Annotated in this window: 22 protein-coding genes; 18 read left to right on the forward strand and 4 right to left on the reverse strand. The window is 44.6% G+C overall.

Going from position 1 to position 20,212, the window contains the following annotated elements:
- Positions 1-83: 83 nt before the first annotated feature.
- The 13 genes from Q1X33_RS10805 (at position 84) to Q1X33_RS10865 (ending at position 12,685) form a co-directional block, all read left to right on the forward strand.
- On the forward strand, positions 84-578 hold the full coding sequence (locus tag Q1X33_RS10805) for a methylated-DNA--[protein]-cysteine S-methyltransferase (protein WP_005227786.1): 495 nt from the start codon (positions 84-86) through the stop codon (positions 576-578).
- A gap of 103 nt (positions 579-681) precedes the next feature.
- Complete coding sequence (locus tag Q1X33_RS10810) at positions 682-2,187, forward strand: phosphoglucomutase (RefSeq protein WP_005227788.1); 1,506 nt, start codon at positions 682-684, stop codon at positions 2,185-2,187.
- Positions 2,188-2,206: 19 nt separating this feature from the next.
- On the forward strand, positions 2,207-2,410 hold the full coding sequence (locus Q1X33_RS10815; protein ID WP_005227790.1) for a hypothetical protein: 204 nt from the start codon (positions 2,207-2,209) through the stop codon (positions 2,408-2,410).
- Between the two features lie 158 nt (positions 2,411-2,568).
- Positions 2,569-3,243 (forward strand): response regulator transcription factor, encoded by a 675-nt coding sequence (locus Q1X33_RS10820; RefSeq protein ID WP_005227794.1) that lies wholly within the window; start codon positions 2,569-2,571, stop codon positions 3,241-3,243.
- Positions 3,240-4,277, forward strand: coding sequence for a HAMP domain-containing sensor histidine kinase (locus Q1X33_RS10825; protein ID WP_034869039.1), 1,038 nt, complete (start codon positions 3,240-3,242; stop codon positions 4,275-4,277). The genes Q1X33_RS10820 and Q1X33_RS10825 overlap by 4 nt, the downstream gene beginning before the upstream one ends.
- A gap of 115 nt (positions 4,278-4,392) precedes the next feature.
- Positions 4,393-5,259, forward strand: coding sequence for a GRP family sugar transporter (locus tag Q1X33_RS10830; RefSeq protein ID WP_005227798.1), 867 nt, complete (start codon positions 4,393-4,395; stop codon positions 5,257-5,259).
- A 23-nt stretch (positions 5,260-5,282) separates the two neighbouring features.
- The gene (locus tag Q1X33_RS10835) at positions 5,283-6,668 is read left to right on the forward strand and encodes an APC family permease (protein WP_005227800.1); all 1,386 of its coding nucleotides are present in this window, start codon (positions 5,283-5,285) and stop codon (positions 6,666-6,668) included.
- Positions 6,669-6,941: 273 nt separating this feature from the next.
- Positions 6,942-8,405, forward strand: a complete 1,464-nt coding sequence (locus tag Q1X33_RS10840) for an ABC transporter permease (protein ID WP_034869202.1) — start codon at positions 6,942-6,944, stop codon at positions 8,403-8,405.
- A 12-nt stretch (positions 8,406-8,417) separates the two neighbouring features.
- The gene (locus tag Q1X33_RS10845) at positions 8,418-9,092 is read left to right on the forward strand and encodes an ABC transporter ATP-binding protein (RefSeq protein WP_005227805.1); all 675 of its coding nucleotides are present in this window, start codon (positions 8,418-8,420) and stop codon (positions 9,090-9,092) included.
- Positions 9,085-10,398: a PASTA domain-containing protein gene (locus Q1X33_RS10850; protein ID WP_005227808.1), complete on the forward strand. Its 1,314-nt coding sequence runs from the start codon at positions 9,085-9,087 to the stop codon at positions 10,396-10,398. The genes Q1X33_RS10845 and Q1X33_RS10850 overlap by 8 nt, the downstream gene beginning before the upstream one ends.
- 41 nt (positions 10,399-10,439) lie before the next feature.
- The gene (locus tag Q1X33_RS10855) at positions 10,440-10,598 is read left to right on the forward strand and encodes a hypothetical protein (RefSeq protein WP_005233508.1); all 159 of its coding nucleotides are present in this window, start codon (positions 10,440-10,442) and stop codon (positions 10,596-10,598) included.
- A gap of 75 nt (positions 10,599-10,673) precedes the next feature.
- Positions 10,674-11,360, forward strand: a complete 687-nt coding sequence (locus Q1X33_RS10860) for a response regulator transcription factor (RefSeq protein WP_005227810.1) — start codon at positions 10,674-10,676, stop codon at positions 11,358-11,360.
- Complete coding sequence (locus tag Q1X33_RS10865; protein ID WP_086295765.1) at positions 11,354-12,685, forward strand: cell wall metabolism sensor histidine kinase WalK; 1,332 nt, start codon at positions 11,354-11,356, stop codon at positions 12,683-12,685. The genes Q1X33_RS10860 and Q1X33_RS10865 overlap by 7 nt, the downstream gene beginning before the upstream one ends.
- Before the next feature lie 84 nt (positions 12,686-12,769).
- On the opposite strand, the gene Q1X33_RS10870 is transcribed toward Q1X33_RS10865, so the two are convergent.
- Both Q1X33_RS10870 and Q1X33_RS10875 read right to left on the reverse strand, forming a co-directional pair.
- On the reverse strand, positions 12,770-13,963 hold the full coding sequence (locus Q1X33_RS10870; RefSeq protein ID WP_005227814.1) for a toxic anion resistance protein: 1,194 nt from the start codon (positions 13,961-13,963) through the stop codon (positions 12,770-12,772).
- A gap of 96 nt (positions 13,964-14,059) precedes the next feature.
- Complete coding sequence (locus Q1X33_RS10875; RefSeq protein ID WP_010749055.1) at positions 14,060-14,701, reverse strand: 5-bromo-4-chloroindolyl phosphate hydrolysis family protein; 642 nt, start codon at positions 14,699-14,701, stop codon at positions 14,060-14,062.
- Between the two features lie 218 nt (positions 14,702-14,919).
- Between Q1X33_RS10875 and Q1X33_RS10880 the strand changes: the two genes are divergently transcribed.
- A complete protein-coding gene (locus Q1X33_RS10880; protein ID WP_005227818.1) occupies positions 14,920-15,498 on the forward strand; it encodes an NUDIX hydrolase in 579 nt (192 codons plus the stop codon).
- On the forward strand, positions 15,491-15,787 hold the full coding sequence (macP, locus tag Q1X33_RS10885; protein ID WP_005227820.1) for a cell wall synthase accessory phosphoprotein MacP: 297 nt from the start codon (positions 15,491-15,493) through the stop codon (positions 15,785-15,787). The genes Q1X33_RS10880 and macP overlap by 8 nt, the downstream gene beginning before the upstream one ends.
- A gap of 57 nt (positions 15,788-15,844) precedes the next feature.
- Here macP and Q1X33_RS10890 read toward each other — a convergent pair whose 3' ends face one another.
- Positions 15,845-16,447, reverse strand: coding sequence for a class I SAM-dependent methyltransferase (locus tag Q1X33_RS10890; protein WP_005227821.1), 603 nt, complete (start codon positions 16,445-16,447; stop codon positions 15,845-15,847).
- Between the two features lie 151 nt (positions 16,448-16,598).
- Between Q1X33_RS10890 and Q1X33_RS10895 the strand changes: the two genes are divergently transcribed.
- Genes Q1X33_RS10895 through Q1X33_RS10905 form a run of 3 tightly spaced genes read left to right on the forward strand, consistent with a single transcriptional unit; the run spans position 16,599 to position 18,201 of the window.
- Positions 16,599-17,294: a 5'-methylthioadenosine/adenosylhomocysteine nucleosidase gene (locus Q1X33_RS10895; protein WP_005227823.1), complete on the forward strand. Its 696-nt coding sequence runs from the start codon at positions 16,599-16,601 to the stop codon at positions 17,292-17,294.
- Positions 17,295-17,337: 43 nt separating this feature from the next.
- Positions 17,338-17,901, forward strand: a complete 564-nt coding sequence (locus tag Q1X33_RS10900; RefSeq protein WP_301969670.1) for a cysteine hydrolase family protein — start codon at positions 17,338-17,340, stop codon at positions 17,899-17,901.
- Complete coding sequence (locus Q1X33_RS10905) at positions 17,902-18,201, forward strand: hypothetical protein (protein ID WP_005227832.1); 300 nt, start codon at positions 17,902-17,904, stop codon at positions 18,199-18,201.
- A gap of 50 nt (positions 18,202-18,251) precedes the next feature.
- Here the strand turns inward: Q1X33_RS10905 and Q1X33_RS10910 are convergent, their stop codons facing one another.
- Positions 18,252-20,144 (reverse strand): M13 family metallopeptidase, encoded by a 1,893-nt coding sequence (locus Q1X33_RS10910; RefSeq protein ID WP_086295764.1) that lies wholly within the window; start codon positions 20,142-20,144, stop codon positions 18,252-18,254.
- Positions 20,145-20,212 lie beyond the last annotated feature (68 nt).

Raw genomic sequence — 20,212 nt, forward strand, 5'->3', positions numbered from 1 at the left:
TATACTGTCACTGAGACAGCCGCACAACGGCGGCAGCACGTAAGCAGTTGTGCTGCGAAAAATGGATTCCATGAGGTGAAAACATGAAACTAGCATTGGCAAAGATCGTTTTAGATGATGAGTGGTATGAAGTGGTCCAATCGGAAAAAGGGCTAGTTTATTTTGGTCGGCAGCAGGATCATCATGAATTACTCAAGTTCTTTCCAGGGGCTGAAATCAGTAGTACAGCTGACCTTGATCCAGTAATTGAAGCGCAGCTGCAAGCTTATTTTGCAGGGGAACCAGTGACATTTACTTTTGCGTGTGATTTTGTCGGGACACCGTTTCAACAAACCGTTTGGCAAGCACTGACCCAAATTCCTTATGGACAAACCACTACGTATAGTGACTTGGCGCTGCGCATTCAACGACCGACTGCTGTCCGCGCTGTCGCAAATGCAGTGGGGCGTAACCCGATGATGATCGTGGTTCCTTGTCATCGGGTGTTAGGAAAAAACGGCCGCTTGACGGGGTACCGGGGCGGGTTAGCAACCAAACGCCGACTACTGCAACTGGAAGGGATTCCGTTTAAAGAGTAAGGGAAGTAAACTATTTATAGTAAAAAATACTAAAAAGCAATTTCATTTCCTTTTTTCTCTGGTATAATAAAATTGATTCCGGTTACAAGAAGGGGTGGAGGAAATGAACATCGTTGATTTGCAAAATGGTTCTGATATTCGAGGAATTGCGATCGCAACAGAAAAAGAGCAGGTGACACTGACAGAGCAAGCGGTTCGGCAAGTTGCTTCGGGCTTGCGCAACTGGTTGGCAACAAAGGGCAGCGGTCCTTTTCGCGTGGCAGTCGGTCGTGACAGTCGCTTGAGTGGCGAAGCACTGCAAGAAGTGTTGATGGCACAGCTGCAGCAAGAAGGCGTGGCAGTGATCGATTGCGGCTTGGCAACGACACCTGCCATGTTTATGAGTACACAGTTTGCGGATTTCGACTGTGATGCTGGTGTGATGCTGACAGCGAGTCATTTGCCTTATTACTTTAATGGAATAAAAATTTTCAGCAGCCAAGGCGGTGCCGAAAAAACGGATATCCACTATATTTTGACCCACACTACCGTTCATGAGGCAGCGGAAAAAGGAAGCTATCAGCAAAAAGACTTGCTGACGCCTTATGCCCAAGATCTACTGCAAAAAATTCGCCAAGGGATGGGAACCAATGAGGAAAAACCTTTGGCTGGATTAAAGATCATTGTTGATGCAGGCAATGGCGCCGGCGGCTTTTTTGCTGAAAAAGTGTTGCTGCCGCTAGGGGCAGATACGAATGGCTCGCAATTTTTAGAACCGGATGGGCATTTTCCCAATCATATCCCGAATCCAGACAATAAAGAGGCAATGGCAAGTATTCGCGAAGCCGTCTTGCGGGAACAAGCTGATTTAGGCATTATTTTCGATACCGATGTCGACCGCTCGGCCGTCGTGACCAAAAGCGGTGAGCCCTTGAACCGCAACAATATGATCGCTGTATTAAGCAAGATCATCTTAGCGGAACACCCTGGCACGCGTATCGTCACCAATTCGCCAACCTCTAATCATTTAAAAACCTTTATCGAAGCACTGGGAGGGCAGCAAGTACGCTATATTTCTGGCTACCGCAATGTGATCAACAAAGCGATCGAATTGAATGAAGCAGGACTGGACACACAGTTAGCCATCGAAACCAGCGGGCATGCCGCGTTTAAAGAAAATTTCTTTTTGGATGACGGGGCGTACGTGATCGCCAAGCTCTTGATGATGCTGCCTCAATTGCAACAGCAAGGCACGACACTGGATGAGCTGATCGCGGCGTTGCAACAACCCGCCGAGACCCAAGAATTGCGCTTTGCGATCCAACAAGCCGACTATCAAGACTATGGTCGCCAAGTGATCGCGGATTTAGCCGATCATTTGCTGCCAGGCTGGCAGATCGATCCAGAAAATGAGGAAGGCATTCGCATCAACTTGACAGCGCCCTATGGCCAAGGCTGGTTCTTGCTGCGAATGAGCCTGCACGAACCACTGCTGGTGCTGCAGATCGAAAATGATGAAGCGGGTCATCTACCGGCAGTCGTTCAAGCGATCGGTCGCTTCCTATCGCAGTATGAAGCCATCGATCAAAGCAAACTGACACAGTTTTTAGCACAGCAACCAAAAATTTGAAGAAAAGCAGGGAACTAAAATGGTGATCTTGATGCTGCTGATCATGGCAGTGACGTATGGTGTGAATTTTTTCTTGTTTCGTTACTTGAACAAACGACCAAAAATCGATGTCGTTGAACGGTTATCGATGTTATTAGGTGTCAACATGAGTGTGCTTTTTTTCGATGGGATCTTATTGTTTATCGGTAAATTACTGATCGAGACGGTAGAGATCATCGAATAACCCAATAGACATTTTTGCTTTGCCTCGCCACTGGCTTCTACCGTCAGTGGCGAGGTTTTTTAGGGTTTGCTAAAAACGGCGATTAATGTTCGCATTCGTTTTTGATATTTGATAAAGTAAAGAGGAGAAAATTACACAAAGTGAGGGAATTCACGGATATGGCAAAAATAATGGTAGTAGAAGATGAAGCGGTGATTCGCCAACTGATTATCGAAGAACTAGAAAAATGGCAGTTTGAGACCTTTGGCACGACGGATTTCCATCAAGTGTTGACTGACTTTGAAGAACAAGAGCCCCAACTGATTTTACTGGATATCAACTTGCCGGTTTTTGATGGCTACTATTGGTGTCAAAAAATCCGCGAAGCTTCCAAAGTACCAATCATTTTTATTTCTAGCCGCAATACCAATATGGATATGATCATGGCCATGAATATGGGAGCGGACGATTTTGTGACAAAACCTTTTGAGATCGACGTTCTGATTGCAAAAATCAATGCGCTGCTGCGCCGTTCCTACAACTATGTAGAAAGTAGCAGTGAAACGTTAGTGCATAATGGTTTGACCCTCAATATCGACAACAGCAGCATGTATATCAATGGCGAAAGCATCGATCTTAGCAAAAACGAATACCGCCTGCTGTATATTTTGATGAAAAATCACGGCAAGATTTTAAGTCGGGAAAAACTCTTGCGGGCCTTGTGGGATGATGAGCGATTTGTAGACGACAATACCTTGACGGTCAATATCAATCGTTTGCGACGAAAAATCGAACAAGCGGGGATGAACGGCTACATTGAGACCAAGGTTGGTCAAGGGTATATCGTACCATGACAAAGTGGCGAGTTTTGCGCAGTTTTTTGAAAGATCGTTGGCTGCTGTTTATCGGTTGGCTAGTCTTTTTCGTGTTGACGGTCTTAGTTTTTTGGCTGACTCCTCATTCCCCGATGGATTGGGGCACAGTCGGCTATCTCTTTTTGATGCAAAGTGTCTTGATGGTGTTCTTTTTAGCAATCAGCTACTTATCTAAGCGGCGTTTTTGGCAAAAAATCACCCCCAAGCCCGGAGACAGCTTGCTGCAAAACTACTTGCAAGGAGCACGCTCGGCGGAAGAAGAACGGATCGAATCCTACATCAATCAGTTGATCCGAGAGCACCAAGAATTGATGCAGCAAGTCGTCAGCAATCAAGAAGAACAAAAGGAATACATCGATTCGTGGGTCCATGAGATCAAAGTCCCTTTAGCCGCATCACGATTGCTTTTGCATTCGATCGAATTTGATATTCCAGATGAAAAATTCATCTTATTAGAAAATGAATTGAACCGCATGAACGAATACGTCGAGCAAGTCTTGTACGTCGCCCGCTTGGACAGCTTTTCAAAAGATTATCTGGTCCAAGAAATTTCATTGAAAGCCGTCATCCAGCCGGTTTTACGCAGTCAGGCCAATTATTTTATCCAAAAGAACCTGCACTATGCCGTTGAAGGTGAGGACCAGCAAGTGTTGACCGATGAAAAATGGCTCGGCTTTATCTTTCGACAACTGGTCAGCAATGCCGTGAAGTACACACCACAAAATGGGCAGCTGACGATTCGGATCGAAAAAGATGCCCAAGGGACCTATCTCCACTTGCAAGATAGTGGGATCGGCATTCCTAAAGAAGACATGCGGCGCATCTTTGATAAAGGCTTTACGGGCGAAAATGGGCGCCAAACGGACACCCACTCGACGGGATTGGGGCTCTTTTTAGCGAAAAGTTTAGCGAAGGAATTAGGCATCGAGCTAATGGCTTCGTCGACAGTTGGAAAAGGAACCACCATGACGCTGTTCTTTCCGTTGTTGAGTTATTATGAGGAAAAACGCTAATCTGCTTTTTTTCGAGTATCTTTTTGTGTTTTTTGACAAAAATCACTTGTCCCTAGAACGTTTTCACTGATACACTAAAGCCTGTGTTTAAAATTGAATGGTAAGGATGAATGAAATGGAGATACTCGTTGCATTAGTACCAATGTTTGCGTGGGGCAGCATTGGTTTAGTAAGTGCCAAACTTGGCGGGGATGCGAACCAGCAAACGCTAGGAATGACGATTGGTGCCTTTTTCTTTTCGCTGGTCGTATTTTTTGTGACGATGCCAGTGATTGATGGAAAGGTGATTTTGATCGGTCTTTTGTCTGGTCTTTTTTGGTCCGTCGGTCAAAACGGTCAATTCCATGGCATGAAATATTTAGGTGTGTCTGTTGGACTGCCGCTTTCAACCGGCATGCAGCTGATTTTAAATACAGTCGCAGGTGCATTGTTTTTTGCAGAATGGACACAGACCCGCGATTATGCACTAGGTGTTAGCGCATTGATCTTGTTGGTGATCGGGGCGTATCTGACCGCTCGTCAAGATGGCGAAAGTCCGGTAGAAGCTGGCAGCAAGATGCTTGATTTTCCTAAAGGATTTCGGGCATTGATCTCATCAACGATCGGTTACGGCGCCTATACGATTTTGATTACTTGGGCAGGATTGGACCCCTTGGCGATCATTTTGCCACAAAGTGTCGGGATGCTGATCGGTGCCAGCCTATTTGCTTTAAGGAAGACGAAGGTCGACCGTTTTGTAGGGAAAAATGCTTTGTCAGGGTTGTTATGGGGCATCGGAAATGTCTGCATGCTGATCACGGTTCAGCAAGTCGGACTCGCGGTGGGCTTCTCATTGTCGCAGATGGGGATCATCATTTCAACGCTAGGCGGGATTTTTATTCTCGGCGAAAAGAAAACCAAGAAAGAACTGCGTTATGTGGTGATTGGTTGTCTGCTGGTGATTATCGGTGGTGTTTTGCTGGGGTATATGAAAGCAACATAAACTTATATTTTTGAGGAGGAGTTATGGATTTATTTCGAAAAAAAGTCATACAACGGGAAAGTGTGACGAATTTAAAAAAAGAGTTGAAGTTAAAAGATTTGATTATGTTGGGGATCGGCGCCATTATCGGCACAGGTATCTTTGTTGTTACAGGGACTGCTTCTGCTGAGTATGCCGGACCGGCATTGATTCTTTCCTTTGTTGTAGCTGGTATCGTTGTTGTGTTATCAGGGCTTTCTTTTGCGGAATTTGCTTCTCGGATCCCTGTTTTAGGGGGCGCCTATTCGTATCTGTATGTCGTTTTTGGTGAATTTACCGCGTGGCTGGCAGGCTGGTTTTTGATTTGCGAGTTCTTATTGGCCGTTTCTTCGGTGGCATCTGGCTGGTCAGGCTATGTGCAAGGCTTCTTGGCCAGTGCGGATATCCATTTACCAACCGCTTTGACGGGCGGTTATGATCCAAGTAAGGGGACCTACATTGATCTGATTGCTGGTTTAGTCATTATTTTCGTAACCTTGTGGGTCAGCCAAGAAGCGAAAAAAGCGTTGCGTTTGAATAATGCCATGGTATGGGTGAAATTCGGCGTGATCCTCTTGTTTATCGTCTTTGGTGCCTTTTTCGTGGAACCAGGCAACTGGCAGCCCTTTATGCCCTTTGGTTTTTCAGGCGTTTTTAATGGTGCAGCGTTAGTCTTCTTTGCTTTTCTTGGCTTTGATGCCGTCGCAATGGCGGCGGAAGAAGTTGAAGATGCAAAGAAAAATGTCCCTCGGGGGATCATTGGGTCCATTGCGATCGCAACAGTCCTTTATATCATTGTCACACTGATCATGACGGGAATCGTGCCGTTTGCTGAATTAGGAGTCAATGATCCGGTGGCTTTTGCGATGCGTTATGTCGGTCATGGAGTGGTCGGATCAATCATTTCCGTAGGGGCGATCTTGACCTTATTAACAGTGACGATCGCTATGATGTACTCTTTGGCGCGTCTGTTATATGCCATCAGTAAAGATGGGTTATTGCCAAAAGCCATGCAAGCCATCGATTCTAAGCATAAAACACCAAAGAAAGCGACCTACATCGCTGGTGTTTTTGCTTTCTTCTTTGCGGCAGCTTTCCCGTTGAATATCTTGGCAGAATTGACCAACATTGCGGCATTGTCTTATATGATCTTAATGTCCTTAGGGATCATCAAGCTGCGGAAGATGATGGGGCCACCTGCTAAAGGTGAATTTAAAGTACCCCTGGTACCGTTATTGCCTTTGTTGTCCGTTGCCAGCTGTCTCTTCTTGATGACCCGTCTGCAAACGGCGACCTGGATCGTTTTTGGGATCTCCTTAGTGATCGGAATCGCGATCTATTTTGTATATGGCTATCGTAACAGTGAATTAAATGAGAAAATCGACGAATAAGATAGCGAAAAGACAAAGACCCAGATGTGGTCTTTGTCTTTTTTTGTTAACTATAGCAAAGCCTCCCAAAGAAATCTTTTGGGAGGTATGTTCTTTTGTCATTCACATTCCGATGATTGCTTGAGTCGATTATTGAAACAACAGTCTTTTTTATCAAAAGTTCCCTACGATTCTGCTTTTTTTGAAAAAATTTGCAAATGACAGATTCACTAAAGGTTCATCCAGTATGCTTTTGTTAGAGAAAAAAAGAGAGGATGTTGGCAAGTGAATTATATGAAACGAGCATGGCTGAGTGTGACGAGAAAGCGAGGGAAATCTGCGATATTGTTTGCTGTTATTCTGATATTAGGAAATGTGATCGCTGGCGCAATTGCGGTCAATCAATCGACTCAAAATGTCGAAAAGCAGATCAAAAACCAATTAGGCTCACTGGCAACGATTGAGATCGATTATGAAGCGTTGATGGCAAATAGTGATAGCGGCGCAAGAATGGAGGAGATTCAGCCGCTGTCAGAGGAGCTGATCAAGCAGATCGGTGAACGCTCCGAAGTCAAGCAGTACGATTATTTACGAGAAACAGTGATTGCTGTTGAAAACTTCAAACCCTATAGTTTCAGCCCACAAGAGGAAGATGAGAATGTCATGATCGTTGGGGGCATGCCTTCTGCGGTCTATTTAACAGGAACCAATCTCCTACAGCCGTTAGATTTTGAAGAGGATACGGTGAATTTAACGCAAGGTCGCTTCTTTAACGAAGAGGAGCAGCGTACGGGAAAACGTGTCGGTTTGATTTCTGAAGAGCTTGCTCAGGAAAACGGCTTGACCGTGGGAGACACTATGGTCTTAGATGGACAGTTTGTCGATTATTCGTCAGGGATGGACCCTGAGAAGCAAAAAGGCAATGATTACCCAATCGAAATCGTCGGGATCTTTAAAAATACCAGCTTAGAACAAGCGAACGATCAAGGACAAGATGGCATGGTCAGCTCATTTGCATTTGATGACCGGCCCTTCAATCGTATCTATATGCCGAATGATGCCGTGAAAACGATTGTTGAAGAGGAACGTGCGGGACAGCAAGCGGCGTTTCCAGCGACAGATTTCGGTTCGGGTGAAGATTACTTCACCCCGCAATTTATTTTGAATCAACCAGAAGATGCAGAGCAATTCAAACAAGAGGTGACACCGCTCTTGCCAAATGGCTATAAGGTCAATGCATCTACGGATGAGTATGACCGCGTGGGAACCAGCATGAATCGCTTATCACAGATTTCCTCATATGTCGTAGTGATTGCGGTGATTGCTTCCTTGATTATTATCTCCTTGGTCATTGTCTTGTTTACCCGAGATCGTAAATATGAGTTAGGCATCTACCTTTCGTTAGGGGAACGACGGAAATACGTGTTTGCACAAATCGTGCTCGAACTCCTGTTGATTGGTGTCAGTGCAATGCTGATCTCCTTGGTCACAGGGAATATGCTGGGCAAGATGGTTTCTGAATCTTTGTTATCCAGCAGTATGCTAGAGGCAAATCAAGCAGGGGTGGAGCAATTCTTTGTGGGCGTTGCGGGCGTACCAAAAATCGATCAAGCAACGATCAACGAAGCGTTTCGCGTTCAATACACCTTGCCTTATATCATTGCCTTTTTAGCGACCGGGATCGTGACGATCTTGCTTTCGGCAGTGGTGCCGCTATTATATATTCTGCGTTTGAATCCGAAAAAAATCATGCTGTAAGGAGCGAAGAACATGGCAATTTTAGAAACCAAAGAGATGACGTATTACTACCAAGATGGTGAGAATCGTCGGAAGATTTTAGATAAAACCAATATCTCCTTTGAAAAAGGTAAATTTTACACGATTTTAGGGAAATCAGGCTCTGGAAAGACCACCTTTCTTTCCTTGATCAGCGCATTGGATCAACCAACCGATGGGGAAGTATTTTTTGAAGGAAAAAATATCAAAACGATCGGCTATGAAGAGTATCGCCGCAACAAGATCAGTTTGATTTTTCAAAGTTACAACTTGATCCCATATTTGACGGCATTAGAAAATGTCCTTGTTTCGATGGCGATCTCAGACAACAAACTCCCCGATCAACACGATCAAATTGCGTATCGCTTGTTGGATTATATCGGAATCACTTCCACGAAAGCTGATCGTTTCGTCAATCAGCTCTCCGGTGGGGAACAACAGCGGGTCGCCATCGCTCGTGCCTTAGCGACCAATGTTGATATCATTTTAGCCGATGAGCCGACGGGAAATTTGGATGAAGGCATGGAGCAAGAAATCGTGGATATTTTTAAAGATTTAGCTACTTTACACAACAAGTGCATCATCGTAGTGACGCATTCGACTGAAATTGCCAAGCAGTCGGATCAGACCTTTTATTTGAAAAACGGCGAGTTGACGGCCTATGAGTGATTTTTTATCGAAGTTTGAAGAAGAACCGAAAGAGCCAGACAAGGAATCAGCTACAGCTAAAGCACCTTCTTCCCGTGCTTCCCGCAAAGAAAAAGGTTCAGCTTCTTTAGAAGAGGGGATCGAACACGATCCCTCCTTCAAAAAGAAACGGCGGAAAAAACGACTGCTGGGGCTTGGTGCATTACTCGGACTACTTCTACTCAGCGGCTTTTTATTTTTCCAATTGGCGTACGTCCGACTGGATAACTTTGTGGACAAAGAGATCTCAGAAGTCAGGGAATGGGCGGCGGAACATGATCTTGCGATCGATGTGACGCCTGCCTATGATGAAGCCCCAGCCAATCAAGTGATCGCCCAAGAAGAAGCCGCCAGAAGTCGAGTCAGAAAAAGAAGCACCCTGCATCTAACGGTGAGCCAAGGCCCAGATCCAGAAGAGAAATTGGCATTGCCAGACTTTATGGAAATGACGAGGGACGAGGCAGCAGAGTGGATCGAAAAAAATCAAGCCAGCAATTTGACGATCGTCGATGAATACCACGATGAGATCGAGGAAAAAGCACCGATTCGAGTAGAATTTACTAATAAAGAAGTCTCGCAAGAAAACTATCATCGTCGAGATGTCGGACGAGTCTTTTATTCCAAAGGCGAAGAAACCTTTGAAAAAGATATTGAAGTACCAGACTTTCGTGATAAAACCCGTGCAGAGGTAGAAACATGGGGGAAAGCCCATGAGCTGGAGCTTGAAATCAAAGAACAGGCTTCGGATACTGTGGAAGAAGGCAAAGTCATTGAACAAAGCGTGGCACCAAAAGAAAAAATCGCGAAACGGGATGCGTTTCAAGTAACGATTTCTCTAGGGAAAGGGGTCACCGTACCAGACTTTTCAACGATTTTACCAGATGATGCCCAGGCCGCTGTTGAGGGTGTCACTGTGCGGATGCGGATGCAGTTTACTCAGAGTCTGCCTTACGGACAATTGATCTCGCAAAGTGAGACCGCCGGGACCGTTTTAACCAGCAAAGATGACCAAGGCATTGAAGTCGTCTATTCAGCAGGTCAACCGTATATCAAAGATTACCGTCGAAGCGAGCTCCTTGAAGGGGATCTGCAAAAACTCTTCTTTGATGAATTCCGTTCAAAAGGGGCGAACATCAGCTATCAAGTCCGTTATGTCAATTCAGCAGAACCCTACGGGACAATCGTGGGGATGAGCAAGTTCAATCAGTTTTTACCGTTAGAAGATACGATCACCTTCGATATCAGCTTAGGCAATCAGACAGCCCCAGCGGCTACTGATCCAGAATAGCCGAGCGGATTTATCGATGACCTGCAAAAAGGAGGAAACCCATGCGTCATCAAGAGAATTTTCAAGACCTTAGGAAAAAGCTGTTTGTCTTTTTGTTAAGCGGTATGGTAGCATTGTTGCTACACATGTGGATTCATCAATCCAGCGAACACGTGCGGATCGTTTCAACAGAACGGTTTATTGGAGAACAATTGGAATGATCCTACAGGAATGATTGTGCTTACCGAAAAGTGATTGAAAAAAAGAAATGATGAGTGTAAAAGGGGGACTGACCGATGCGGATCTTATTCGTAGAAGATGAGCCATCGATCGCAGAAGCGGTTGCCAGCTTATTGAAAAAACAGCATTATTCCGTTGATTTGGCGTATGATGGCGAGACTGGGTTGGACTACGCAGCAAGTGGGGTGTATGACCTTCTCGTTTTGGATATCATGCTGCCAAAAATCGATGGGATCACATTGCTAAAGACGTTACGCAAGCAAAATATTCGCACGCCGATCATTATGTTGACGGCCAAAAGCGAAGTCGATGACAAAGTGCTCGGCTTGGATGCAGGGGCAGATGATTACTTGACGAAACCCTTTCAAATGAAAGAGCTGCTGGCACGGATTCGTTCATTAAGTAGAAGAAAAGACTTGGATTATCAAGAAGACCAGTTAGCATTTGGCAACGTGGTCTTGGCGCGTAATGAGCTGCAGTTGGCTACGACGACCAATCAAGTGGTGCTGTCACCCAAAGAAATGAAACTGATGGAGCTATTTTTATCCAGACCTAAAGTGATTTTATCAAAAGAAACCATCATCAATAAGATTTGGGGCTTTGATCCCGATGTGGAAGAAAACCGCGTTGAGATCTATGTATCTTTGCTGCGAAAAAAACTGACGCTGCTAGAAGCGGATATCGGCATTCGTACGATCCGCAATGCGGGGTATATTTTGCAGAGCAAGGAGCCGCTATGTTAAAAAAATTACGGAATAAAATGCTGTGGTTCAATATGGTGTTGATCTCAATCATTGTCTTAGGTGCTTTTACCTTTATCTATATTTTGAATGCCACCCAAATTGAAAACGAGATCCAATCATTGATCTCGCAAGAAGCCAACACCTTAGCTGCGGTACCGTTGGATGAGGAGGAAGTACGGCAATCACTGACAGAACCTGAGTATCCAATGATGTTGACCATCACGAATAGTACCAGTGAGTTCAGAGAAATCGCTCTAGTCGACGTGGATCAAATGGATGTTGTGATTCAAAGTATTGATGAGAGCGTCGATCAAAACGAGCTTTATGAAGCATTGGTCGATGCAGCGGCGAAACAAGGGGAGATCCCTAACGAAGTGAAGGTAAATGGCCGAAATTGGCGGTATGCGCTCTTTTTGGTGACTTCCTTTAGTCATTATTCGATCAATCATGATTCGACGGGGGAATATTCCACCAGTATCAATAATTACGAGCCATTTTATCAAGTGCTGTTCTTTGATGTCACCGACTACAAAACCAGTCTAAGCAACTTAAGAACCACGCTTTTGCTCATCGGGGTCTTAGCCTTAGCCAGTATTTATATCGCTAGCTTTTATGTCGCCAATCGAGCCTTACGACCAGTTGAGCTGGCTTGGCGCAAACAAAAAGAGTTTGTTTCTAACGCTTCCCATGAGTTGAAAACACCACTGGCGATCATTCAAGTCAATGCTGAGGTATTAGCTGGCAGTCCAGAAGAAACCTTGGAAAGCCAAATGAAATGGCTGGAAAACATCCAGTTAGGTTCCGAACGGATGGATGAGCTAGTAAATAGCTTATTGATGCTGACCAAATTCGAAAGTGCCGAGCAAGAAGTCGTGCGTTCGGTGATCGATGCCAGTCAAGTCGTGCAAAGTGTTTATCAAAGCATGGAGGCCATTGCACTGGAAAAAGGGATCCACTATCAGGAACAGATCGCTAAACAGGTGAGTCTTGAAAGCAATGAGCAAGCCTTGCGGCAATTGACCATGATATTGGTAGACAATGCCTTGAAATATACACCTACTGGAGAAACCGTCACAGTGGCACTCGTTGAACGCCAACGAAAAACGGTGCTGCAAGTCTCTAACAGTGGTTGCCCGATCCCTGAAGAAAAAATTCCCTATGTCTTTGATCGCTTTTACCGCGGGGATCCTTCTCGCAACCATCAAGACGGTGGCTATGGGTTAGGTTTAGCCATAGCCAAAGCCATCACAGAAATGCTGCAGGCGCAAATCAGTTTGACGGTGGATCAAGACGGCGTCAATCACTTTGAAGTTTTATTTCATTGAGATTGGATCGCGGCTTTCACTTAAATAAAATTTTTCAAAAAAAGAGGACTCCATGAATGGAAGTCCTCTTTTGATAGGTGAAATTTACTTGTTGCTGGTTAAATCCAATAAGCGGTCTTTCAAGTCTTCTTCTAGATGACCCAATTCCACTTCGGCAGCACGACGTTTTTCTTTTCCTTCTTTTTGGATCCGTAATGTTTCTTGGATCGTTTCCACAAGGTCGTTTTGTGTTTTTTGCAAGGTTTCGATATCGACGATGCCGCGCTCGTTTTCTTTCGCTGTTTCAATAGCAGAAACTTTCAACATTTCTGAGTTTTTCTTCAATAGATCATTGGTGGTCTCAGAAACTTGGCGTTGTGCCGTAACTGCATCTTTTTGACGCAATAAAGTCAAGGCAATGACCACTTGGTTTTTCCATAGTGGGATCGCTGTATTGACAGAAGCTTGGATTTTTTCTGCTAACGCTTGGTTCGTGTTTTGGATCAGGCGAATTTGCGGTGCCTGTTGGATCGTGATTTGACGTGCCAAGCGCAAGTCATGAGTCCGTTTGTCTAAACGATCAAGAAATTGCGTGTAATCGTTGGCGATCTGTACGTCCATTTGATCATTCGTTTCTTCTGCTTTTTTCATGGCTTCAGGAATGATTTTGGTTTGCAATTCTTGCATCTTCAACTCGCCAGCGGCAATGTAGATGTTCAATGCATCAAAGTAATCTTTGTTCTTTTGATACAACTGTTCCAACATCATGTTGTCTTTTAGCAAACCGTCTTTTTCTTTATCCAATTTGACGGCGATCTTGTCGATTTGGGCACCGATTTTTTGGTATTTAGCGGTGATTTCAAAAATGGATTGTTTTACTTTACCAAACATCCGCTTGAATAAGTTGCCTTCCCCTGCACGCAGTTCGTCTGGATTGGCTTCTTGCAAGCGATACATCAACTCCGTCAATGAGTCGCCCACAGGGCCGATATCAGCTGCTTGGACATGGTTCAACATGGATTGGGAAAACTCCCCAAGTTTGGTTTGGGCAGCTGCACCATAGGTGATGACCGCTTGCTGGTCGGTCGCATCGATTTTGCTGGCTAATTCTTGGGCCTGTGCTTGACGCTCTGGCGGTAATTTATCAATCAAACGCGGTGCCGTTTGCTGTTCTTTCAGCTGACTGATTTCCGCTTGTTGAGTGGTGGTCAAAGTGTCGACAGGGGTTGAAAATGGGTTGTTCAATAAATCGTCAAGCGTATCCGTTACGGGTTTTACTTGATTTGGTGTTTCACTCATAATAACTCCTCCTAATAATTGTCTGCTTTCGAAAAAAATCTAGCCTGGGCTAGATTTTTTTTAGATTCTTTTCTTGTTGCCAATCAGAATCTATCCCTATTCATTATCTCGTTTTATGCTTTGTTTGGCAATGGATAACTCAACATCCATGTCATCAAGATCGTCTGCTACAAATTGGGAGTAGTCTTTGGCGATCAAGGAAGCCATTTGCTCGATGATTTGGGTGCTTTCCTCGATTTTATCATAGGTCTCCCGACTTTTGATCTCATGGCTATTGATTTCAATGAACTTATCGGTCAAATCGACCATGTTGGGCAAGTGTGTATAAAGGAAATGACTTGCCAAAGGCAGTTTGGTCGGTTCTTTCACGAGTTCTTTGAAAAGAGCTTTTGAGGCACGCAAGGCATCGTGACGCAAGTCAATGGCTTTTAACTTGTTATTACTAGTGATATTTTTTTGGTATTTATCGATTTGGTGTTTCGTCTGATTCATCGTTTCACGGAACAATTCGATCTCACGAGCAGTCATTCCGCTTTTCAAGTAATGGGCTTCTCGTTCTCTCGTTAAAGAAGGCAAAACTTGTGGGTCGGCTGCTGGAACTTTACGCCCTCTAATACCGACGTAGACTAAAATTGCACCGACGATTAATAATAGGCTCGCAAATGAATCGCCTACTACGTTAAAAATAATACTGATGAGGACGATCGCACCAACGATCAGCCAGATGTTTTTTTTCATTTTTCCTCCTCCTAAAAATCTCTTGGACAAGTAGATTGGGTTATTCGACATCTTTATTTTAGCATGTTCACTAAAAGAAAAATATCAGACTTGGGGTGGATTTTCCGATTTTTAGTAAATTCATAAGCTTTCTTGCTATTTCTTAAGAAGATATTTTTTCTAAATTATGCTAAAGTGTTTGATAGATAAGACGTATGAGGAAAGTTAGGTGTCGATAGATGTTAGAATTTAAAGATTTTGAAGAAAAAACGATCCAACGGAATGAAATTTTCCATGGCAAGATCATTGATGTGGTCGTTGATGATGTCTCCTTGCCAAATGGCGGGACCAGTAAACGCGAACTAGTCTTTCATCCTGGTGGTGTTGCCGTGATCGCCTTGACAAGTGAGAACAAAATGCTGTTTGTTCGCCAATTCAGAAAACCGTTAGAGCGAGTGATTTTAGAGATACCAGCAGGAAAAATTGATCCAGGAGAAGGCGCTCGTCCAGATTTGACTGGCGCCCGGGAATTAGAAGAAGAGACCGGCTATCGTGCAAAAACGCTGGAGCACGTTTCTTCTATGTACCTTTCACCAGGCTTTGCTAATGAGCTCTTGCACGTCTATTATGCCAAAGAGCTGGAAAAAGTGACAAATCCCTTACCGCAAGACGAAGATGAAGTGCTGGAAGTCTATGAATTGACCTTAGAGCAAGCACAAGCCGCTATCGCTGATGGAACGATCTGTGATGCGAAGACCGTGTTTGCGATCCAATTTTGGGAGTTGCTGGAATTGAAACGGAGGAACGGACTTGCCTAAAGAACCATTGATCACCCGCAGTGAGCTTCGACGCAGACGCGAAGAAGAACAAGCGGCAGCTGAACGCAATCAGCAAATCGTAGAAAAGCAAAGCAAGAAAGAATGGAAACAAAAAGAAAAACAAATTGATAACCACTACCGAAAAGTGCGCAAGAAAAACAAAGAAATCACGAAGACCCGTGCCGGTGAGAACCAGAAATCTCGGGATCTGAACCGTTTTTTAATGAAAGCCATTGTGATCGTCACTTTATTGTTAGTCGTCGTTGGTTTAGCGATCTTTTTGTTGTGATTCTTCTAGTACTAAGAAAAAGCCGCCCCTGCATCTTCTGCAAGTGCGGCTTTTTTGTTATTCGGTCGGCTTTTTCAAAATAGCTAAAAACATGGCAGCTGGCTGATTCATGAACAAATGATCCGCTTCATGAAAAACGTTAAAGGAAGTGGTAATAAACCCAGTCGTCTCTGCCAGTTGAGTCAATGCGGCAGGATCGAACCCATTATGAACGAGCGGGTGAGACACGGCGGGGTTTTTGAGGAAATCCACTAGATAAAGGGTTCCTCCTGGCTTTAGCAAGGCGTATAGTTTTTCCATCATAGCGGCTGTGTCAGGAATATGCAGCAAGACGAGGGATAGCAGCACCGCGTCTGCTTTTGCTTGTAAGGATTCTTGCAGCAGATCGTGGACAGTTGCAGAAGCATTGGCCAGCTGCAGTTGGTTGATTTTTTTTTCAGAAACCTCGATCATGTTAGGGGCAGTATCCCAGATGGCTAAGTGCTGGATATAAGCTGCTAAGGGCAGACTTACTAGGCCGGTACCGCCGCCGATATCGATCAGAGTTTGATGCTGGTTGTCTTTAAAATAAGGTTCAAGGGTTTGGGTGACTAATTGTGCTAACGCGATCCGTTCAGGGGTATCGTATTTTGCTGCCATGGCGTTGAAAATTTCAGACATAAGTGCCTCCTTTTATAATGACAAAAAACTGTTCGTTTCGTCAAAACTAGTTTATCATGAAAGGAGAAAAACACGTCAGTAGATACGTGGGAATTTCTGTTGTTTTTCATTTTAAAGGGTGAAAAATAAACGAGAAGCAGGAGGCAAACACATGAAAATTGGTATTATTGGTGCAATGGAGGAAGAAATCAAGGCGTTGCGGGAACAGTTGATTTCACCGCTTTCTTGGGAACGCGGCGGCGCACTATTTATTTCAGGAAGTATCGGCAATCATGAAGTGATCGTCGTTCGTTCAGGTATCGGCAAAGTTCTGGCATCGATCACTACTAGTTTATTGATCCAACAATACGGGGTCAATATGGTGATCAATACTGGATCAGCTGGTGGGATCGGTGCCGGCTTACAAGTAGGGGATTTAGTGATTTCAGATAAAGTGGCCTATTTTGATGTCGATGTGACGGGCTTTGGTTATGAATATGGCCAGCTGCCTGGCGGGATGCCTTTGTATTATGAAGCCAGCCGCTATTTGATCAGTGAGATGACGAAAGCCGCAGAAGCGACTCATCATACCGTGAAAAAGGGACTGATCGTTACCGGTGACAGCTTCATTCATGACCCGCAAAAAGTACAGGAGATTTTAGGACATTTTCCAGATGCCTTGGCTTGTGAGATGGAAGGCGCCGCGATCGCACAGACCGCGCAGCAATTCAATATTCCTTTCTTGATCGTGCGCGCGATCAGCGACACCGCCGACCACGCAGCAACCGTCTCTTTTGATGAGTTTATCTTAGAAGCTGGCAAGCGTTCCGCTGAAATGGTCTTGGCATTCGTTGAAACATTAAAGTAACTAAAAAAACAGGAGAGCCGATCAGTAAGAGGAGGAAGGAAGCATGAGAGCATTACTATCCATTGATTATACGTTTGATTTTGTTGCAGATGAGGGACGATTGACCACGGGTGCTGCTGGGCAAGCGATTGAAGCTGCCTTAGTAGCTCGGACGCAAGCCTTTATCGAAGCCGGTGAGTATGTCGTTTTTGCCATTGATCGTCATGAGGAAACGGACAACTATCATCCTGAAAACCGCTTGTTCCCACCCCACAATCTTGCGGGCAGTACGGGGCGACATCTCTACGGCCGTCTAGCACCGCTTTATGAAAACTATCAGGAAGCGCCAAATGTCTATTGGATCGACAAGCGTCATTACTCCGCCTTTAGCGGTACCGACTTGGACATCCGACTGCGGGAAAGAGGGATTACGGAATTGTACCTGACCGGCGTTTGTACCGACATCTGTGTCTTGCATACAGCAGTGGATGCCTATGATTTAGGCTACCAACTGGTGATCGATGCAGATACTGTTGCCAGCTTTGACGCGGTCGGACATGAATGGGCACTACGCCATTTTGAAAATACCCTGGGCGCGAAAATCATTTCTGCGAAGGAGGAAGCATAAATGGGATGGATGGATCAATTAAAAGCAAATTTCAGTTTCAGTGAACTGACTAGCCTTTATCAAGCGTATCAAAAAGGGGATCTTGATGTAAAGGCGTTGTTGAACAATGACTTCTTACAAAAGTATACGGATTTTCAGAACTTGGATGAGTTTATGGCTAAATTAGGCATCCAGAATGAAAACCAAATCTTCGACTTTCTAAAAGACCGCCCCAATCGGCAAAAAGCCGATCAAGTCGTCAATGAGCATTCCCAATTTGATTCTGTGATCAGTATGATGAAAAAAGCTTTACAGAAATAAACAATTGGCGAAGAAAAAGCGCAAGCAGATTTTTCTGCTTGCGCTTTTGTTTACCAGATCTGCACACGATCTTCTGGTGCACGATACATAGGGTCACCAGGTTTGATATTAAAGGTTGTATAGAATTCATCGATGTTTTGAACTTGGATATTGGCCCGTAGTTTAGCTGGTCCGTGGACATCGATCGACAGTAAGAGCTGTTGGTATTGTTCTTTGGCTTTTGTACGCCAAATTTTCGCCCAATTGGTGAAGAAGTCTGCCAAAGAAACGTCGCTTTCTTTTTGCGCTGCTTCTAGCGCACAGCTTAGTCCGCCTGCGTCGGCGATGTTTTCAGAAACAGTCAATGTGCCGTTGACGGTACCGCCGGCAAAGGGCAGGCCATCAAACTCGTCGATCATCGCTTGAGCTAAGCGTTCAAAGTGTGTCAAATCTTCCTCTGTCCACCAATTGTTTAAATTACCATATTCATCAAATTTTGCCCCGTTGTTGTCAAAGGCGTGGGAAATCTCATGAGCAATGACCGCGCCGATCCCCCCATAATTTGCGCTGGTGGATTGTTCCAAACTATAAAAGGGCGCTTGTAAGATTGCCGCTGGGAAAACGATCACGTTTTTAAATGGGTGATAGTAGGCATTTACGGTAGCGGCGGACATTTCCCATTCCTCACGATCCACAGGCTGCTGCCATTTTTTGAAGGCATCTTCTCGGAACAAACGATTGAAATGCAGGGCATTCGCCAGCAGACTTTTCTCTTCATCGGTATGCAACTGGTCATAAATGACAGGAACTTGATCAGGGTACCCGACATGGATGCCTAAACGATTCAATTTGATAATCGCTTTTTGGCGGGTTTCTTCACTTAACCACGTGTTGTTGCGCAAACGATCTTGGTAGACAGCAATCATTGTTTCCACCATATGTTTGACGTCTTTTTTCGCTGTTTCCCCAAAGTACTTGCGTCCATAATAATCACCGATCACTTGACTGAAATGACCCATCGTTAAGTAATAAGCCGCTTTTTGTTGGGGAGCCGCTTCATCGATCCCTGATAAGTAGCGACTGTAGGTTCCGCCTAACTGACGCAATTCTTCACTCAGATAGCTAGTATAGCGCAAGCTTTGGTTGACGATCATCCAGCCTTTCAAGAGTTCAAAATGGCTATCAGAAACAATAATGTCAAAGGCTTCAAAGTAAGCGGGTTCCGTTACGATCAGCTCTTCCGGTGTACCTGGTAAAAGGGCCGTCAAGAGTTGTCTAAAATCGATCTTGCTAGCTTGCTTTGCAAATTCCTCCAAGGAGCGAGGATTGTAGTTTTTGCTATAATCCGCACTTTCTTCCGCACTGCGGACGTGAGGGGCGATCAATTTATCAAATGCGATCGCTTGCTCTACCAATGATTCCGCTTCTGCTTGGTCTTTTCCATAAGCAACTAAAACGTTGACGGCCATCTCAAAGTAGACTTGCAGCATTTCGCTTGCTTGGGGGTTTTCTGTGTAATAGGTTTTATCCGGCAAAATAGTAGCAGGCGGATAGACCGACAAAGTATTCATTTGCGCATTTTTCATGTCTGCATCGACATCTAGTTGGAAAGGCAAGGCAATGCCCTCTAAAACGAAACTTGCCAGTTGCTGATTCAATTCCTCGTAAGAAGGCAACGCTTCGATTTTTGCTAATAGTGCACTTGCTTCAGTAGCACCAGCTGCCTCTCGTTGGGCAAAATCGCTGGCTAAGCGGTAAAAAGCCACAGCATCCTTCATGCGGCCTTTTGGCGTAGCATGGGGATCGTGTGCCATATTTTCAAATTCTGCGATCATTAAGGAATCGATTCCGTCAACGAGATCTTGGAATCCACCCGTAGCGGGTTTATCTGCTGGAATAACAGCGGTCTCCAGCCACTCGCCATTTACATAGTCATAAAAATCATCTTTTAACAAGGTTGTCATGTCTTTCGCTCCTCTCGCTTTCTACTATTATGAAACAAAATCTGTAAGGACGCAAAGAAAAGTTTTCT

Source organism: Enterococcus sp. B2E4 (assembly GCF_030499455.1).
Classification (GTDB): Bacteria; Bacillota; Bacilli; order Lactobacillales; family Enterococcaceae; genus Enterococcus_D; species Enterococcus_D casseliflavus.

Excerpts from the sequence above, each read along its gene's own strand:
- Q1X33_RS10805 (WP_005227786.1), top strand. The coding sequence starts at position 84 with ATGAAACTAGCATTGGCAAAGATCGTTTTAGATGATGAGTGGTATGAA.
- Q1X33_RS10810 (WP_005227788.1), top strand. The coding sequence starts at position 682 with ATGAACATCGTTGATTTGCAAAATGGTTCTGATATTCGAGGAATTGCG.
- Q1X33_RS10815 (WP_005227790.1), top strand. The coding sequence starts at position 2,207 with ATGGTGATCTTGATGCTGCTGATCATGGCAGTGACGTATGGTGTGAAT.
- Q1X33_RS10820 (WP_005227794.1), top strand. The coding sequence starts at position 2,569 with ATGGCAAAAATAATGGTAGTAGAAGATGAAGCGGTGATTCGCCAACTG.
- Q1X33_RS10825 (WP_034869039.1), top strand. The coding sequence starts at position 3,240 with ATGACAAAGTGGCGAGTTTTGCGCAGTTTTTTGAAAGATCGTTGGCTG.
- Q1X33_RS10830 (WP_005227798.1), top strand. The coding sequence starts at position 4,393 with ATGGAGATACTCGTTGCATTAGTACCAATGTTTGCGTGGGGCAGCATT.
- Q1X33_RS10835 (WP_005227800.1), top strand. The coding sequence starts at position 5,283 with ATGGATTTATTTCGAAAAAAAGTCATACAACGGGAAAGTGTGACGAAT.
- Q1X33_RS10840 (WP_034869202.1), top strand. The coding sequence starts at position 6,942 with ATGAAACGAGCATGGCTGAGTGTGACGAGAAAGCGAGGGAAATCTGCG.
- Q1X33_RS10845 (WP_005227805.1), top strand. The coding sequence starts at position 8,418 with ATGGCAATTTTAGAAACCAAAGAGATGACGTATTACTACCAAGATGGT.
- Q1X33_RS10850 (WP_005227808.1), top strand. The coding sequence starts at position 9,085 with ATGAGTGATTTTTTATCGAAGTTTGAAGAAGAACCGAAAGAGCCAGAC.
- Q1X33_RS10855 (WP_005233508.1), top strand. The coding sequence starts at position 10,440 with ATGCGTCATCAAGAGAATTTTCAAGACCTTAGGAAAAAGCTGTTTGTC.
- Q1X33_RS10860 (WP_005227810.1), top strand. The coding sequence starts at position 10,674 with ATGCGGATCTTATTCGTAGAAGATGAGCCATCGATCGCAGAAGCGGTT.
- Q1X33_RS10865 (WP_086295765.1), top strand. The coding sequence starts at position 11,354 with ATGTTAAAAAAATTACGGAATAAAATGCTGTGGTTCAATATGGTGTTG.
- Q1X33_RS10870 (WP_005227814.1), bottom strand. The coding sequence starts at position 13,963 with ATGAGTGAAACACCAAATCAAGTAAAACCCGTAACGGATACGCTTGAC.
- Q1X33_RS10875 (WP_010749055.1), bottom strand. The coding sequence starts at position 14,701 with ATGAAAAAAAACATCTGGCTGATCGTTGGTGCGATCGTCCTCATCAGT.
- Q1X33_RS10880 (WP_005227818.1), top strand. The coding sequence starts at position 14,920 with ATGTTAGAATTTAAAGATTTTGAAGAAAAAACGATCCAACGGAATGAA.
- Q1X33_RS10890 (WP_005227821.1), bottom strand. The coding sequence starts at position 16,447 with ATGTCTGAAATTTTCAACGCCATGGCAGCAAAATACGATACCCCTGAA.
- Q1X33_RS10895 (WP_005227823.1), top strand. The coding sequence starts at position 16,599 with ATGAAAATTGGTATTATTGGTGCAATGGAGGAAGAAATCAAGGCGTTG.
- Q1X33_RS10900 (WP_301969670.1), top strand. The coding sequence starts at position 17,338 with ATGAGAGCATTACTATCCATTGATTATACGTTTGATTTTGTTGCAGAT.
- Q1X33_RS10905 (WP_005227832.1), top strand. The coding sequence starts at position 17,902 with ATGGGATGGATGGATCAATTAAAAGCAAATTTCAGTTTCAGTGAACTG.
- Q1X33_RS10910 (WP_086295764.1), bottom strand. The coding sequence starts at position 20,144 with ATGACAACCTTGTTAAAAGATGATTTTTATGACTATGTAAATGGCGAG.